Genomic DNA, 13,087 nt, shown 5'->3' with positions numbered 1-13,087 from the left:
GGCTGTCAGACCGGCTTGTGGTGCGCGTGGAACAGCTTTCCACGCTCGGCGATCAGAACAAAAACAAGGCCGATCACCGCGACGCTGACGAAACCGAACGCCAGCGGCGTCGTGGTGCCATCGAAAGCCTGACCGATCAGCGCGCCGATCAGGCCGCCACCGGCCGTTCCCATGAAACCCAGGACCGAGGAGGCCGTGCCGGCGACATGGCCGAGCGGCTCCATGGCCAGAGAGTTGAAGTTCGAGCCGATCAGGCCGAACTGGAACATGGCCAGCGCGAACAGGGTGATGAACAGCGGGAAGGGCACCGTTCCGAAAAGCGAAAGCACGAACCAGATGGCGCTGACGATCAGGAAGCCGATCAGCGCGCCATGTGAGATCTTGCGCATTCCGAACCGGCCGACCAGCCGCGAGTTCAGATAGGACGACAGGGCCATGAAGGCAGCCACGGCGGCGAAAGCCACAGGGAACATCGTTCCCAGATCGTAGATGCCGACATAGACCTGTTGGGCCGAATTGATGAAGCCGAACAGCGAGCCGAAGATGAAGGTGCTGGCCAGCGTGTAGCAGAGCGCCAGCCGGTTGCTGAGCACGATGCCGAACGCCTGCGCGATCGCGCGCGGGTTGAAGGGCCGTTTGTCGGCCGGATCGAGCGTTTCGGGCAACCTGAGCGCCATCCAGAGGGTGACAATAATGCCCGCCAGCCCCATGAACACGAAGATCATGTGCCATTCGGCAAACAGCATGATCACCTGTCCGGTGCCCGGCGCGATGACCGGAACGATCATGAACACCATCATGACCAGAGACATGGCCTCCGCCATCTGCCGCCCGCCGAACACGTCGCGGATGATGGAGACGGTGATGACCCGCGTGGCGGCGGAACCGATACCATGCACGAAGCGCAGCAAAAGCAGGCTTGTAAAGGTGGGGGCAATCGCACCCGCGAATGCGGCCACGATGTAGATGCCGAGGCCGATCAGCATCGGCGTGCGTCGTCCGAACCGGTCGGCGAGCGGGCCATAGGCCAGCTGTGCGAAGGCGAAGCCGAGCAGATAGGCCGAAATCACATATTGCCGGTGGTTCTCGTTCTCGACGCCGAGAGTGGAGCCGATTTCCTGCAGACCGGGAAGCATGATGTCGATGGCCAGCGCGTTCAGGGCCATGAGCATCGCCATCAGCGCGATGAATTCCATCTTGCCCATTCCGGCAAGCCGCGGCGGTGCGGTTTGTGCGGATACGTCCATGAAATAACCTTCAAATCTTTCCGACGTTTACGGGCTTGTGAGCGCGTGAAAACGCACCCGGAAACGCAGTTTCCAAAGAGCAGCAAAGGCGCTGGTGGGTGCCAGCGCCTTTGTCCGGAATCTGTGGCGCTGCCGCAGCAGCGCAAAAATCAGGTCAGGCGGCGCCTTTGACCTTTATGCCTTTTTCGTCGAGGAACGACTGCAATTCGCCGGCCTGGAACATTTCGCGCACGATATCGCAGCCGCCGACAAACTCACCCTTCACATAAAGCTGGGGAATGGTGGGCCAGTTGGAGTAATCCTTGATGCCCTGTCGCAGTTCGCTTGAATCGAGCACGTTGATGCCCTTGTAGTCGACCCCGACATAGTCGAGAATCTGCACCACCTGCCCGGAGAAGCCGCACTGCGGGAAGCCCGGAGTGCCCTTCATGAACAGCACGACGTCGTTGTTCTTGACTTCGCTATCGATGTAATCGCTGATTCCGCTCATGGCCAATCCTTTCAGGCCTGTAGGAAATCAGGCCGCAAACCTGCTATTCAAATAGCCCCGAGCGCGCGCAGACACAAGACCGCTGCGTCAGGCTTCGCCCCTGCGGGTGCCTGACCACTGCCAACATCCGGATTGAGGCATGAAAAAACTGGTGCTGTTTCTCTGTGCGGCGCTGCTGCTTGTCATCGCCTGCGCGGTTGTCTGGCAGCTACGTTCCCGAAAAAGCTCCGCGCCGCCCACCAGACCTGAAGCGGCTGTTGCCCTGCCGGAACCGTGCCGCGATGTGACGTTTGAAGGCACGCCCCACATTGTCTGCGTGCTGTCTGCGAACCGCTATGATGTCCGCATCCTGCATGAAGACCCCAGCGGCAAGCCCTTCGGCACGGTCGCCGCCGCTGACCAGAGTATGGCGGCGCAAGGCAGACCGCCGGTGCTTTCCATGAATGCGGGCATGTACCACAAGGATCTTTCACCGGTCGGGCTGCTTGTGGAGGAGGGGCAGGAGAAGGCGGCCCTCAACCTCGACGATGCCGAAGGTAATTTCTTCATGAAGCCGAACGGAGTTTTCATGATCGACCGCAGCGGGCAGGGCGCGGTGATCGAATCGCAAGCCTACCAGAGGGAGAAGCCCGAAGCGCTCTATGCGACACAATCCGGGCCGATGCTGGTGATCGATGGCAACATCCACCCGCGATTCGAGCCCGACGGAGCATCGCGCTACATCCGCAACGGCGTCGGCGTCGATGGCCAGAACCGCATCGTGCTGGCCATTTCGCGCAAGCCCGTCAGCCTCGGCAGTTTCGCCAGACTTTTCCGCGATGAGCTGGATTGCCGCAACGCGCTTTTTCTTGATGGCGCAATATCGACCCTGACCGCAGGCGGACAGACCGTCATCGGCGGCAAACACCCGGCGGGGCCGATCCTCACGGTTTTTGCGAGAAAATAGCCCTTCTCCTTCCCTGATCGGTGGAGAAGGGCGGCTTCACATCAATCCGGCGCGCTGGTCTGGAGAGCGAGCGCATGCAGAACGCCGCCCATATTGCCCTTCAGGGCATCGTAGACCATCTGGTGCTGCTGAACGCGGCTCTTGCCCCGGAAGCTCTCGGCAACCACTTCTGCGGCGTAGTGATCGCCGTCGCCGGCAAGATCGCGGATCGTGACCTGGGCGTCAGGAATGCCTTCCTTGATCAGCCTCTCGATCTCGTGCGCGTCCATTGCCATGTCGTTTTCCCTGTCAGGTACCCATGAAGCCCGGGAACCACGATTCGTGCGTGGTCACCAGTTCACTGACGGGTATGCCACGCGCCTGCCCAAGTTTCAATTCGGCGCCCCCGGTGGTGCCGATGTGGTGGACAACCACGCCGCTCTTCTCAAGATCGGCGAGCAGAGCGGTCCATTCGGCAGTGCTTGGCAGGACCGAAAGCGTGAGCAGGTAGCGGCCCTGATCCTCGCCGAAGAAGGCGGCAACCGGCTCGGCCGGCGGCGCATCCACCGCTGCGCCGATGCCCGACGCCATCGCCATTTCGGCGAGCCCGACGGCAAGGCCGCCATCGGAAAGGTCGTGGCAGGCGGTGACGATGCCGGAGGCGATCAGGCCGCGCACGCAATCGCCCACCCGCTTCTCATGGGCGAGATCGACCGCCGGCGGCGGCCCGTCGGTGCGGCCATGCACATCACGCAGATAGATGGACTGGCCAAGGTGGCCACCCCAGCCTTCCGGTGCGCCGATCATCAGGACCGGCTGGCCCTCCGCTGCGAAGCCGATGCGCGCCATCTTCTGCCAGTCGCCGAGCAGGCCGACGCCACCGATAGTGGGGGTCGGCAGGATGCCCTGTCCATTGGTCTCGTTGTAGAGCGAGACGTTGCCGGAAACGATCGGGAAGTCGAGTGCGCGGCAGGCCTCGCCGATGCCCTTGATAGCATGGACCAGCTGACCCATGATTTCCGGCCGCTCGGGATTACCGAAATTAAGGTTGTCGGTGGCGGCGAGCGGCAGCGCGCCGGTGGCCGTCAGGTTACGCCAGCATTCGGCAACCGCCTGCTTGCCGCCCTCGTAAGGATCGGCCTCGCAATAGCGCGGCGTCACGTCCGAGGAGAAGGCGAGCGCCTTGCTCTCGTGGCCTTCCACGCGCACCACCCCGGCATCGCCGCCCGGCCGTTGCAGGGAGTTGCCCTGGATCATGGTGTCGTACTGTTCCCAGACCCAGCGCCGCGAGGACAGGTCCGGCCCGCCGAGCATCTTCAGGAGTGCATCGGCGATGTCGGCCTGCGGCACATCGGTCGAGGCAAGCGCCACCGGCTTTGCCGGCTCCACCCACGGGCGGTCATATTCGGGAGCCTCGTCGCCAAGCTCCTTGATCGGCAGGTTGGCCACTTCCTGGCCCTGATGAAGCACGCGGAAGCGCAGATCGTCGGTCGTCTTTCCCACGATGGCGAAGTCGAGTCCCCATTTGGTGAAGATCGCCTCGGCTTCCTTCTCCTTTTCGGGACGCAGCACCATGAGCATGCGCTCCTGGCTTTCCGACAGCATCATCTCGTAGGCCGACATGCGCTCTTCGCGCACCGGCACCTTGTCGAGGTCGAGCTCGATGCCGAGGTCGCCCTTGGCGCCCATCTCGACGGCCGAGCAGGTGAGGCCGGCAGCGCCCATATCCTGAATGGCGATGACCGCGCCGGACGCCATCAGCTCCAGGCAGGCCTCCAGCAGGCACTTTTCCGTGAAGGGGTCGCCAACCTGCACGGTGGGACGCTTTTCCTCGATGGAATCGTCGAATTCGGCCGAGGCCATGGTCGCGCCGCCGACGCCATCGCGGCCGGTCTTGGCGCCGAGATAGACGACCGGCAGGCCGACGCCCTTCGCCTGCGACAGGAAGATGCCGTCGGTCTTCGCAAGGCCGGCTGCGAAGGCGTTGACGAGAATGTTTCCATTGTAGCGGGCGTCGAAATTCACTTCGCCGCCCACTGTCGGCACGCCGAAGGAATTACCGTAGCCGCCGACGCCGGAAACCACTCCGGCCACCAGATGCCGCGTCTTCGGATGATCGGGCTCACCGAAGCGCAGCGCGTTCATCGCTGCGATGGGGCGCGCGCCCATGGTGAAGACGTCGCGCAGAATGCCGCCCACGCCCGTCGCCGCGCCCTGATAGGGCTCGATGTAGGAGGGGTGGTTGTGGCTCTCCATCTTGAAGACCACGCAGTCGCCGTCGCCGATATCGACCACGCCGGCGTTCTCGCCCGGACCCTGAATGACGACCTCGCCCGTGGTCGGCAGCGTGCGCAGCCACTTCTTGGACGATTTGTACGAGCAATGCTCGTTCCACATGGCCGAGAAGATGCCGAGTTCCGTAAAGCTCGGCTCGCGACCGATGAGGTCCAGAATGCGCTGATATTCGTCCGGCTTCAGCCCATGGGCCGCAATGAGCTCGGGGGTGATCTGCACGGTGTTCGGAATGGTCATCTGTTCCTGTCTCGACTGCATGGGCTGCGATCGCCTGCGCGGCAGGGATCAGGGAAGGATTTAGACTTTGGCATCGGATAAGTCAGGTGTGGCGGTAAATCCAGATCGAACAGGCCAGCGTGTAGCAATAGGCGAGCATTTCCAGCGTTTCCTCGATGCCTTCCTGATTGTAGTGCTCGGCCAGTTCTCCAGCCAGCAGCATGATGAACGCAACGCCCAGCGGCCAGAACACAAAGCTCCAGCGCGGCTTCAGGGCGTCCAGAAAGTCGGCGCGCCTGAGGAACAGAAGGACGGCAAGACCAACGGTGAATATGACCCACAGTGCTTCTTTCGCTGTTCTCGTCAGACAGATGCCGCCGGGATAGAAAGGACTGTCGCAACGCGGCGTCTCCCGGACCATGGCATGCAGGAGCACGTAAACAACGGCGATGCACAGGAATGCCACAGGGCCTTTGCTGCGCCAGCCGCGCGCGGCGAAAATGGCGGCAGCGACGCCCAGAACAATGGTTTGCGAGCCTTCCACAGGTCCGTTTTCGGCAAACAGATAATAATCGAGATCGGTATAAACTTCCCCCAGATATCCGGCCAGCGCCCCGCCCAGCAACAGGACAAGGCCCCAGCCGATCCACGTCGCGGGCCGGGGGTAGATAATGGTCTTCTGCACTGGCGTTCCTGTCGGTGGTCATTGCCGGAAAACACACCGGCTGCTTTTCAGATTTCTGTACCTATGCCGAAGCAGAGCAGGCCGGATTGCCACTTTGCCAGCGTGTAATATCAGCACTGATGCGGGAGCCGAGGGCATCGCCCATCAGCGGTCCGAAAACATCGACGCGACTTGAGTTGCCGGTCGCCTGCACCACCAGAAGCGGCTTGGCGCCGTAATTTCGTGCAGGAACCAGAAGGAAGCGCGGCGTGCCTCCGAAATTATTGAGCTCATTGGCCATCTGGTAGGAACGGAAAGCGGGATCCTTGCTGGCAAACCAGCATTTGTGGGCTGCCGTCGCCACCTGCTCCATAGATCTCAGGGCGGCGCTCTTTCCTGTGGGTTGCGAAGGCGCCTTTGAGCCCGACTGACAGGAGGCGAGCGCAAATGTCGCCGCGACCAGCACCGCAAACCTGAGTGTCATCGAGGTAGCCGTCATCTGCCCGCCTATATCGAACCGCAACTCTTTCAGCAGAAGCCACGCCGCACCGGGGCGGGGCTGCCACAGTGCATCAGGCCGCTATGCCCAGTGCACTTTCAAACAAGGCACGGCCGTCGGTCCCGCCATGCGCTGCTTCAATCAGATTTTCCGGGTGAGGCATCATGCCAAGGACGTTGCCCTTGTCGCTGACGATACCCGCTATGTCGTTGACGGAACCATTGGGATTGGTGCCCTCCGCATAGCGGAACACGACCTGCCCCTGACCTTCCAGCCTGGCCAGCGTCTCCGCGTCGGCGAAAAAGTTGCCGTCGTGATGCGCGACAGGGCAGCGGATGATCTGGCCGGCCTGATAGTTGCGCGTGAAAGAGGTGTTGGCGTTAGCCACCTGAAGCTTCACTTCACGGCAGACGAACTTCAGCGAGGTGTTGCGCATCAGCGCGCCGGGCAGCAGGCCGGCTTCCACGAGAATCTGGAAACCGTTGCAGACGCCGATCACCATCACGCCCCGGGCAGCGGCTTCCGCCACGGCGCGGAGGGCGGGCATGCGCGCTGCGATCGCGCCGCAGCGCAGATAGTCGCCATAGGAGAAGCCGCCGGGAATGACGATGAGATCGACATCGGGAATGGTCGTGTCGGTTTCCCAGACGGTCACCGGCGGCTTGCCGGAAATCTTCGTCAGCGCCGCGATCATGTCGCGGTCGCGGTTGAGGCCGGGGAGGAGGACGACGGCTGACTTCACTTCAGGCGATCTCCACCGCGTAGTTTTCGATCACGGTATTGGCCAGAAGCTTCTCGCACATGGCCTTGAGGTCGGCTTCGGCTTTCGCCTTGTCGCCATGGGCAAGCTCGACATCGAACACCTTGCCCTGACGCACGGGACCAACGCTGTCGAAGCCCAGTCCGCCGAGCGCATGCTCGATGGCCTTGCCCTGCGGGTCGAGCACGCCGTTCTTGAGAGTTACGATAACGCGGGCCTTGATCACGCTCAGATGCTCCTCTCGGAAAAGGTCAATGCGGTTTTGTGCCCTTGGGCAAACCGGATGAAACGAGTACCGGGCCGGCGGGGCGCGGCGGTTCGTTCTCGTTCATGATGCCGAGGCGGCGGGCCACTTCCTGATAGGCCTCGACGAGGCCGCCCATGTCGCGGCGGAAACGGTCCTTGTCGAGCTTGTCCTGAGTGGCAACATCCCACAGGCGGCAGGAGTCCGGCGAAATCTCGTCAGCGACGACGATACGCATCATATCGCCCTCGAACAGGCGTCCGCATTCCATCTTGAAGTCGACGAGATGGATGCCGACGCCGAGGAACAGGCCGGAGAGGAAGTCGTTGACGCGAATGGCGAGCGCCATGATGTCGTCGATTTCCTGCGGGCTTGCCCAGCCGAAAGCGGTGATGTGCTCTTCCGAGACCATCGGGTCGTCCAGTGCATCGGCCTTGTAGTAGAACTCGATGATCGAGCGCGGCAGCACCGTGCCTTCATCGATGCCGAGGCGCTTGGCCAGCGAGCCGGCGGCAACGTTGCGCACCACCACCTCAAGGGGGATGATCTCCACTTCCTTGATGAGCTGCTCACGCATGTTCAGCCGGCGAATGAAATGGGTCGGAATGCCCATGCGGTTCAGATGGGTGAAGATGTGCTCGGAAATGCGGTTGTTGAGCACGCCCTTGCCATCCACCACTTCATGCTTCTTGGCGTTGAAGGCGGTGGCGTCGTCCTTGAAGAACTGGATCAGGGTGCCAGGCTCAGGTCCTTCATAGAGAATCTTGGCCTTGCCTTCATAGATGCGGCGGCGTGACTTCATCGCGGTGTTTTCTCTGGTTCGAAGGAAGGGCCACGGCGACCATCCCTTTACAGGCCGCTGTTGCGGCAACCATGGGGCTCAGCCGGGTCTCTAGCGCAAACGAACCGTTTGCTCAATTGGAATCGCGGACATGCACCGCTTTCGACAGCTGTTGAGGCACATGCGGCCGGATCGCGCCATGCAAGATCGCATATTGACCGCCCGGCAGCCTTTTGGTTTGTGGGTTGTGAGCCCATATTGCATGGGCAATTCGAATCGCTTGCAGCCGGAGATTAAGGCCATGACCAATATGAAGGACCGTCAGGAGGGCTTCGAGCGCAAGTTCGCGCTGGACGAAGAGCAGAAATTCCGGGCAATCGCCCGCCGCAACAAGCTTCTGGGCCTCTGGGCCGCCGAAAAGCTCGGCAAGAGCGGCGCCGATGCGGAAGCCTACGCCACGGAAGTGGTGCAGGCCGATTTCGAGGAAGCGGGCGACGAGGACGTGTTCCGCAAGGTGCGCAAGGATTTCGACGCCGCCGGTGTCGCACAGTCCGACCACCAGATCCGCCGCACCATGGAAGAATTGCTGGCGACTGCCGCCGAGCAGGTCAGGAACGGCTGAGGCAGCGGTGTTGCGCGAGGTTTTTCAGCTTCGCTGCACGCCTGATCAAGGCTGAGAAATGGAGCCGCCCGGTTAGTCCGGGCGGTTTTTTCGTTTAAAAGACAGAAGGTTCCCGTCTTTTCCGGAATCAGATTGTGAGAAAAACATGTCGCTCAAACAACGCCTTGAATCTGATGCGGTGGTGTTCACAAGCTGGTCCGGCGTGCCTGATGCTTTGACCGTCGAGATCATGGCAGCGCAGGGCTTCGATGCCGTCACGCTCGACATGCAGCATGGCGGCCATAACGAAGACAGCGTTCTGCGCTGCCTCGTTCCGGTTCTCTCCGCGGGAAAGGCTGCAATCGTGCGCGTGCCGGTGGGCCGCTTCGACATGGCCAGCCGTGCGCTCGATTTTGGAGCCGAAGCGGTCATCGCGCCGATGATCAACTCGGTGGCGGATGCGCGGGCATTCGCCGCCGCCATGAAGTACCCACCGCTGGGCGGGCGCTCATGGGGCCCGACCTATGCCTTTCCGCGCCACGGGCAGGGCGATCATCAGCAATGGCTGCGGACGAGCAACGAACGCACGCTGTCCTTCGCCATGATCGAGACGCGTGAAGCGCTGGATGCCCTGGACGGCATTCTGGCCACGCCGGGTATCGACGCCATATTTCTCGGGCCCGGCGATTTCTCGATCGCGTGGACCGAAGGCCGTCAGGTCGACTCGACGCTTGAGGCGATCATGGAAACCGTGGCTTCGGTGGCGAAGCGGGCGAGGGCGGCCGGCAAGCACGCAGGCATCTATGTCACCGATCCGGCAATTGCCGGCAGTTTCGTGGATATGGGTTACCGCCTGCTGGCCACCGGCTCGGAGCACCAGCTCATTGCGCAGGGAGCCGCCGGCCTGCTGTCGAGCCTGAAGCACTCCGTCGGCTCCAGATAGGGCGCCTTACAGGCGGCTCATGAAGTGGGCAAAGGTCATTGATCCTTCCGGCCATGGGCCATGACCGGAATCGGCATTGATATGGCCCGATTCCCCTGCATCGATGAACAGCGAGCCCCATGCCGAGGCGATGTCTTCAGCCACCTCGAAAGCGCAATAAGGATCATTGCGGCTGGCTATCGTGATCGAGGGGAAGGGCAGCGGATCGCGGGGATACGGGCCGAAGGTCATCAGATGCCTGGGCCTGATGGCGGGATTGGCGACATCCGGTGGCGCGACCAGAAAGGCGCCTGCCACCGGCTTGTTGAAAAGCGGCAGCGCATGCATGACCGTGGGCACGCCGAGCGAATGGGCGACAAGGACGACCGGCTTTTCAGCCGTGTTGACTGCGTCGGCAAGCGTCGCCGTCCAGTCCTCGCGTACGGGTTTCGACCATTCCGCCTGCTCCACGCGGCGCGCGCTCGACAGCCGGGCTTCCCAGCGGGATTGCCAGTGATCGGGGCCGGAATTGGTATAGCCGGGAACGATGAGGAGTTCTGCGTCTTTGACTTTCATGGGCCGCATGTAGCGATGCTGTTTTGCGGGTGCAAGCCCGGCACAGCCCCGGTATAGTGCCACAGCGCAAAGCGGTTGCTGTGCCTCAAAGCTCCATGTGCACGATCTCGATCGGATCGCCGCCGAGCCCATGTGAGAAAAATCCTCGCCCTACGGGGCGGAAACCGTGGCGCCGATAGAAACCCTCGGCATTGATCGTGGATTCTATGCGGATGGAGCCTTCATGGTCGCGCCGCGCATTTTCCACCCCGATTGCCAGAAGACGCTTGCCGAGCCCATAGCCCGCCACCCGTTCCAGAATGAACAGGCGTGTCACCTCGCCGGGTTCGGCATCGACGAAGCCCACGATCTCACCCTCGAGTTCGGCAACGACCATGCGCCCCTGGGCGATGAGTTGTTCGTAATAGTGCGGCGTACGTGCGCCCATCCACCCCTCGATCTGCTCCGCTGAGTAGTGGCCTCTTGCCAGAGCGCGCACGGAGAGCTGTGTGACCTCGAAGACGGCAGCGCCGTCGCCTTTACGGGCGGGACGCAGGCGGGGAGAGGGGGTTGCGCTCATGGGGAATGATCTCATCTGGAAGGAAGGAATTCATCTTAACATGAGGAATTGCGGCGGGGTCAGGCATACTGGCTTCTGGCACAAGCAGCCGGTCGATCAGCAATAATTGTTATCGGAAAAGTGAACGAAATGTTCGATATCTGCATTATTGTATGAACAACGTCGTTGAACGATATTGAGGATGAAAAATCGTGCCGGAGGTTCCATTGAAACTGACACGACGCAGCTTTGCCGGTGCGGCCGCCGTCCTGCCCTTCATGGCTGGAGCGGGCGGAGCGCAGGCGCCTCGAATGGAGACAACAATGAGTGGACTTCCCTTTGCCGCCACGACGCCGGTCAGCGTTTCCCGCGTCGGCCTGCGCGCCCGCGATGCTGAAGCGCTGGCCGCCTATTACCGCACGATCGTCGGCCTGCAGGAACTGTCGCGTGACGGCGAGACGATCACGCTGGGTGCCGCTGGCCGGCCTTTGCTGGTGATCGAATCCGACAAGTCCGCGAAGCCTGACGATCCGCGTTCGGCGGGCCTCTTCCACACGGCCTTTCTGTTGCCGTCACGCGCGGATCTCGGGCGCTGGATCAACCATGCCATAGCCGACAAGATCAGGATCGACGGCGCCTCAGACCACATCGTGTCCGAGGCCCTCTACCTGACCGACCCGGAAGGCAATGGCATCGAAATCTACGCCGACCGCCCGCATGAAGGCTGGAAATGGCAGAACGGGCAGGTGGAGATGGCCACCGCGCGCATGGATGTCGAGGGCGTCATCGGTTCCGTCCCCGCCGGCGAGGCCGGCTGGCAGGGTGCGCCTGAAAATACGGTTGTCGGCCATGTCCATCTGCGCGTCGGCGATCCGTCGCAGGCGGAGAACTGGTGGCACAAGGAGTTCGGCTTCGACACCGTGGCGCACTATGGCGACAAGGCCGTCTTCATGTCGTCCGGCGGCTATCATCACCACATCGCCGGCAACATCTGGCAGAGCCCCGGCGCAGGCCGTCGCGACCCCGGCCGCAGCGGCCTGTCATGGGTGGAGATGCGGTCGTCGCTAGCCTCCGCCGAGAGCAGCCGCGAAGATCCGTGGGGCACTCTGATCCGGACCGTTCCCGGCAAGGCGGCGTAAATACCATAACCTGCCGTCGCGACGTTCTTTCCCTCGCGGCGCCAGATAAAAGTTACCGTCTTGCTTCGGTGGCCATCCTCACCGCAAGCGCAGCCAGGACCGTTCCCATGACCCAGCGCTGGAGAACGGCGAAGGACGGGCGCCGCACGAGAAAGAGCGCGATCGTGCCGGCCGATATGGCAATCATCGCGTTGACGATGACGCTGATGGCAATCTGTGTCGTGCCAAGGATGAGAGCCTGCGCAAGCAGGTTTCCGTTTGACGGATCGATGAACTGCGGCAGCAAGGACAGATACATGACCGCGATCTTGGGATTGAGCAGGTTGGTCAGGAATCCCATGAGGAAAAGCTTGCGGGGACTGTCTTTCGGCAGGTCCCGCACCTGAAACGGAGAGCGTCCGCCTGGACGAAAAGCCTGCCAGGCAAGCCACAGCAGATAGGCGGCTCCGGCGAACCGGATCGCATCATAAGCGTAAGGCACAGCCATCAGCAGTGCCGTGATGCCGAAGGCCGCACACAGCATGTAGAACACGAAGCCGAGTGCAACGCCGCCGAGCGATATGAGCCCGGCCGTACGCCCCTGAGAGATTGAGCGCGACACCAGATAGACCATGTTCGGCCCCGGCGTGAGAACCATGCCAAGCGCGATCAGGGCGAAGGCCAGAAGATTGTTCGGATCGGGCATCGGGATACTCCGGCGTGGGAGAGTGCCTGCCGTCAGGCTTACAGCATATTTCCGCAGTCGAACAGATCACGTCACATTCTGCGCCCGGATGCCAACCCTCCTGACATGTTCTGATCGCGCTATGTGTCAGATGAAGCGTAAGCCCGGGTCCGATTCCATTTCCGGGCAAGGAGTTGCGCCATGCTCAAGGTTATCGCCGAAGACTTCATCAAGCCGGATCGAATCGGCATCGTCACACCGCTTTATGCAGAGCTGGTGGAAAAGACGCGGCAGGAACCGCTCTGCATCGCTTATGATCTGTTTGTGGACCAGAAGGATGCCGGGCATTTCGTTTTCATCGAAGAGTGGCCGGATCGGGCAGCGCTCGATGCTCATTGCCGCAGCGAACACTTCAGGCGACTGGTGCCGCTCATCAATCAGCACCAGCGCAGGGAAGGGACGTTCATTCTGATGGATGCGTTCGCGTCCTGAAACTCTTGTCCACCTGCCAGTCGGGAGATCGGCA

17 protein-coding genes are annotated in these 13,087 nt (G+C 61.8%); 5 read left to right on the top strand and 12 right to left on the bottom strand.

Annotation, left to right across the window (positions count from 1 at the left end; translation table 11 throughout):
* Positions 1-5: 5 nt before the first annotated feature.
* The gene (locus tag AC5XE7_RS12070; RefSeq protein WP_495366296.1) at positions 6-1,205 is read right to left on the bottom strand and encodes a multidrug effflux MFS transporter; all 1,200 of its coding nucleotides are present in this window, start codon (positions 1,203-1,205) and stop codon (positions 6-8) included.
* A 196-nt stretch (positions 1,206-1,401) separates the two neighbouring features.
* Positions 1,402-1,737: a Grx4 family monothiol glutaredoxin gene (gene grxD, locus AC5XE7_RS12065; protein ID WP_183829117.1), complete on the bottom strand. Its 336-nt coding sequence runs from the start codon at positions 1,735-1,737 to the stop codon at positions 1,402-1,404.
* A gap of 139 nt (positions 1,738-1,876) precedes the next feature.
* On the opposite strand from grxD, the gene AC5XE7_RS12060 reads away from it, so the two are divergent.
* Entirely contained in the window at positions 1,877-2,683 is an 807-nt protein-coding gene (locus AC5XE7_RS12060) for a phosphodiester glycosidase family protein (RefSeq protein WP_495366218.1), read from the top strand.
* A gap of 41 nt (positions 2,684-2,724) precedes the next feature.
* On the opposite strand, the gene AC5XE7_RS12055 is transcribed toward AC5XE7_RS12060, so the two are convergent.
* The 7 genes from AC5XE7_RS12055 to purC form a co-directional block, all read right to left on the bottom strand.
* Positions 2,725-2,958 (bottom strand): BolA family protein, encoded by a 234-nt coding sequence (locus AC5XE7_RS12055; RefSeq protein ID WP_183829123.1) that lies wholly within the window; start codon positions 2,956-2,958, stop codon positions 2,725-2,727.
* A gap of 13 nt (positions 2,959-2,971) precedes the next feature.
* Positions 2,972-5,194 (bottom strand): phosphoribosylformylglycinamidine synthase subunit PurL, encoded by a 2,223-nt coding sequence (gene purL / locus AC5XE7_RS12050; protein WP_495366217.1) that lies wholly within the window; start codon positions 5,192-5,194, stop codon positions 2,972-2,974.
* Positions 5,195-5,276: 82 nt separating this feature from the next.
* Positions 5,277-5,858, bottom strand: a complete 582-nt coding sequence (locus AC5XE7_RS12045) for a hypothetical protein (RefSeq protein WP_495366216.1) — start codon at positions 5,856-5,858, stop codon at positions 5,277-5,279.
* A 61-nt stretch (positions 5,859-5,919) separates the two neighbouring features.
* Complete coding sequence (locus AC5XE7_RS12040) at positions 5,920-6,321, bottom strand: hypothetical protein (protein WP_495366215.1); 402 nt, start codon at positions 6,319-6,321, stop codon at positions 5,920-5,922.
* A gap of 88 nt (positions 6,322-6,409) precedes the next feature.
* Positions 6,410-7,078 (bottom strand): phosphoribosylformylglycinamidine synthase subunit PurQ, encoded by a 669-nt coding sequence (gene purQ, locus AC5XE7_RS12035; RefSeq protein ID WP_280200280.1) that lies wholly within the window; start codon positions 7,076-7,078, stop codon positions 6,410-6,412.
* Position 7,079: 1 nt separating this feature from the next.
* Positions 7,080-7,322 carry a phosphoribosylformylglycinamidine synthase subunit PurS gene (purS, locus tag AC5XE7_RS12030; protein ID WP_495366214.1) on the bottom strand — a complete coding sequence of 81 codons (243 nt, stop codon included), beginning with the start codon at positions 7,320-7,322 and terminating at the stop codon, positions 7,080-7,082.
* A gap of 25 nt (positions 7,323-7,347) precedes the next feature.
* The gene (purC, locus tag AC5XE7_RS12025; RefSeq protein ID WP_495366213.1) at positions 7,348-8,142 is read right to left on the bottom strand and encodes a phosphoribosylaminoimidazolesuccinocarboxamide synthase; all 795 of its coding nucleotides are present in this window, start codon (positions 8,140-8,142) and stop codon (positions 7,348-7,350) included.
* 280 nt (positions 8,143-8,422) lie between these two features.
* Between purC and AC5XE7_RS12020 the strand changes: the two genes are divergently transcribed.
* Complete coding sequence (locus tag AC5XE7_RS12020; RefSeq protein ID WP_495366212.1) at positions 8,423-8,743, top strand: DUF1476 domain-containing protein; 321 nt, start codon at positions 8,423-8,425, stop codon at positions 8,741-8,743.
* 145 nt (positions 8,744-8,888) lie between these two features.
* Entirely contained in the window at positions 8,889-9,665 is a 777-nt protein-coding gene (locus AC5XE7_RS12015) for an HpcH/HpaI aldolase family protein (protein ID WP_495366211.1), read from the top strand.
* 6 nt (positions 9,666-9,671) lie between these two features.
* Here the strand turns inward: AC5XE7_RS12015 and AC5XE7_RS12010 are convergent, their stop codons facing one another.
* Together AC5XE7_RS12010 and AC5XE7_RS12005 are read right to left on the bottom strand one after the other, a co-directional pair.
* Positions 9,672-10,220 carry an RBBP9/YdeN family alpha/beta hydrolase gene (locus AC5XE7_RS12010; protein ID WP_495366210.1) on the bottom strand — a complete coding sequence of 183 codons (549 nt, stop codon included), beginning with the start codon at positions 10,218-10,220 and terminating at the stop codon, positions 9,672-9,674.
* An 85-nt stretch (positions 10,221-10,305) separates the two neighbouring features.
* Positions 10,306-10,779: a GNAT family N-acetyltransferase gene (locus AC5XE7_RS12005; RefSeq protein WP_495366209.1), complete on the bottom strand. Its 474-nt coding sequence runs from the start codon at positions 10,777-10,779 to the stop codon at positions 10,306-10,308.
* Positions 10,780-11,081: 302 nt separating this feature from the next.
* Here AC5XE7_RS12005 and AC5XE7_RS12000 point away from each other — a divergent pair, with 302 nt between their 5' ends.
* A complete protein-coding gene (locus AC5XE7_RS12000) occupies positions 11,082-11,897 on the top strand; it encodes a VOC family protein (protein WP_495366208.1) in 816 nt (271 codons plus the stop codon).
* A gap of 52 nt (positions 11,898-11,949) precedes the next feature.
* Here the strand turns inward: AC5XE7_RS12000 and AC5XE7_RS11995 are convergent, their stop codons facing one another.
* Positions 11,950-12,582, bottom strand: a complete 633-nt coding sequence (locus AC5XE7_RS11995) for a LysE family translocator (protein WP_495366207.1) — start codon at positions 12,580-12,582, stop codon at positions 11,950-11,952.
* 180 nt (positions 12,583-12,762) lie between these two features.
* On the opposite strand from AC5XE7_RS11995, the gene AC5XE7_RS11990 reads away from it, so the two are divergent.
* Positions 12,763-13,053 carry a putative quinol monooxygenase gene (locus AC5XE7_RS11990; protein ID WP_495366206.1) on the top strand — a complete coding sequence of 97 codons (291 nt, stop codon included), beginning with the start codon at positions 12,763-12,765 and terminating at the stop codon, positions 13,051-13,053.
* Positions 13,054-13,087: the final 34 nt, after the last annotated feature.

It is taken from the genome of Aquamicrobium sp. YD-1-mutant5, from assembly GCF_059509755.1.
The sequence above is the reverse complement of the archived record's forward strand: the minus strand, read 5'-3'. Positions and strand labels throughout refer to the sequence as shown.

Excerpts from the sequence above, each read along its gene's own strand:
- AC5XE7_RS12070 (WP_495366296.1), bottom strand. The coding sequence starts at position 1,205 with ATGGGCAAGATGGAATTCATCGCGCTGATGGCGATGCTCATGGCCCTG.
- grxD (WP_183829117.1), bottom strand. The coding sequence starts at position 1,737 with ATGAGCGGAATCAGCGATTACATCGATAGCGAAGTCAAGAACAACGAC.
- AC5XE7_RS12060 (WP_495366218.1), top strand. The coding sequence starts at position 1,877 with ATGAAAAAACTGGTGCTGTTTCTCTGTGCGGCGCTGCTGCTTGTCATC.
- AC5XE7_RS12055 (WP_183829123.1), bottom strand. The coding sequence starts at position 2,958 with ATGGCAATGGACGCGCACGAGATCGAGAGGCTGATCAAGGAAGGCATT.
- purL (WP_495366217.1), bottom strand. The coding sequence starts at position 5,194 with ATGACCATTCCGAACACCGTGCAGATCACCCCCGAGCTCATTGCGGCC.
- AC5XE7_RS12040 (WP_495366215.1), bottom strand. The coding sequence starts at position 6,321 with ATGACACTCAGGTTTGCGGTGCTGGTCGCGGCGACATTTGCGCTCGCC.
- purC (WP_495366213.1), bottom strand. The coding sequence starts at position 8,142 with ATGAAGTCACGCCGCCGCATCTATGAAGGCAAGGCCAAGATTCTCTAT.
- AC5XE7_RS12020 (WP_495366212.1), top strand. The coding sequence starts at position 8,423 with ATGACCAATATGAAGGACCGTCAGGAGGGCTTCGAGCGCAAGTTCGCG.
- AC5XE7_RS12015 (WP_495366211.1), top strand. The coding sequence starts at position 8,889 with ATGTCGCTCAAACAACGCCTTGAATCTGATGCGGTGGTGTTCACAAGC.
- AC5XE7_RS12010 (WP_495366210.1), bottom strand. The coding sequence starts at position 10,220 with ATGAAAGTCAAAGACGCAGAACTCCTCATCGTTCCCGGCTATACCAAT.
- AC5XE7_RS12005 (WP_495366209.1), bottom strand. The coding sequence starts at position 10,779 with ATGAGCGCAACCCCCTCTCCCCGCCTGCGTCCCGCCCGTAAAGGCGAC.
- AC5XE7_RS12000 (WP_495366208.1), top strand. The coding sequence starts at position 11,082 with ATGAGTGGACTTCCCTTTGCCGCCACGACGCCGGTCAGCGTTTCCCGC.
- AC5XE7_RS11995 (WP_495366207.1), bottom strand. The coding sequence starts at position 12,582 with ATGCCCGATCCGAACAATCTTCTGGCCTTCGCCCTGATCGCGCTTGGC.
- AC5XE7_RS11990 (WP_495366206.1), top strand. The coding sequence starts at position 12,763 with ATGCTCAAGGTTATCGCCGAAGACTTCATCAAGCCGGATCGAATCGGC.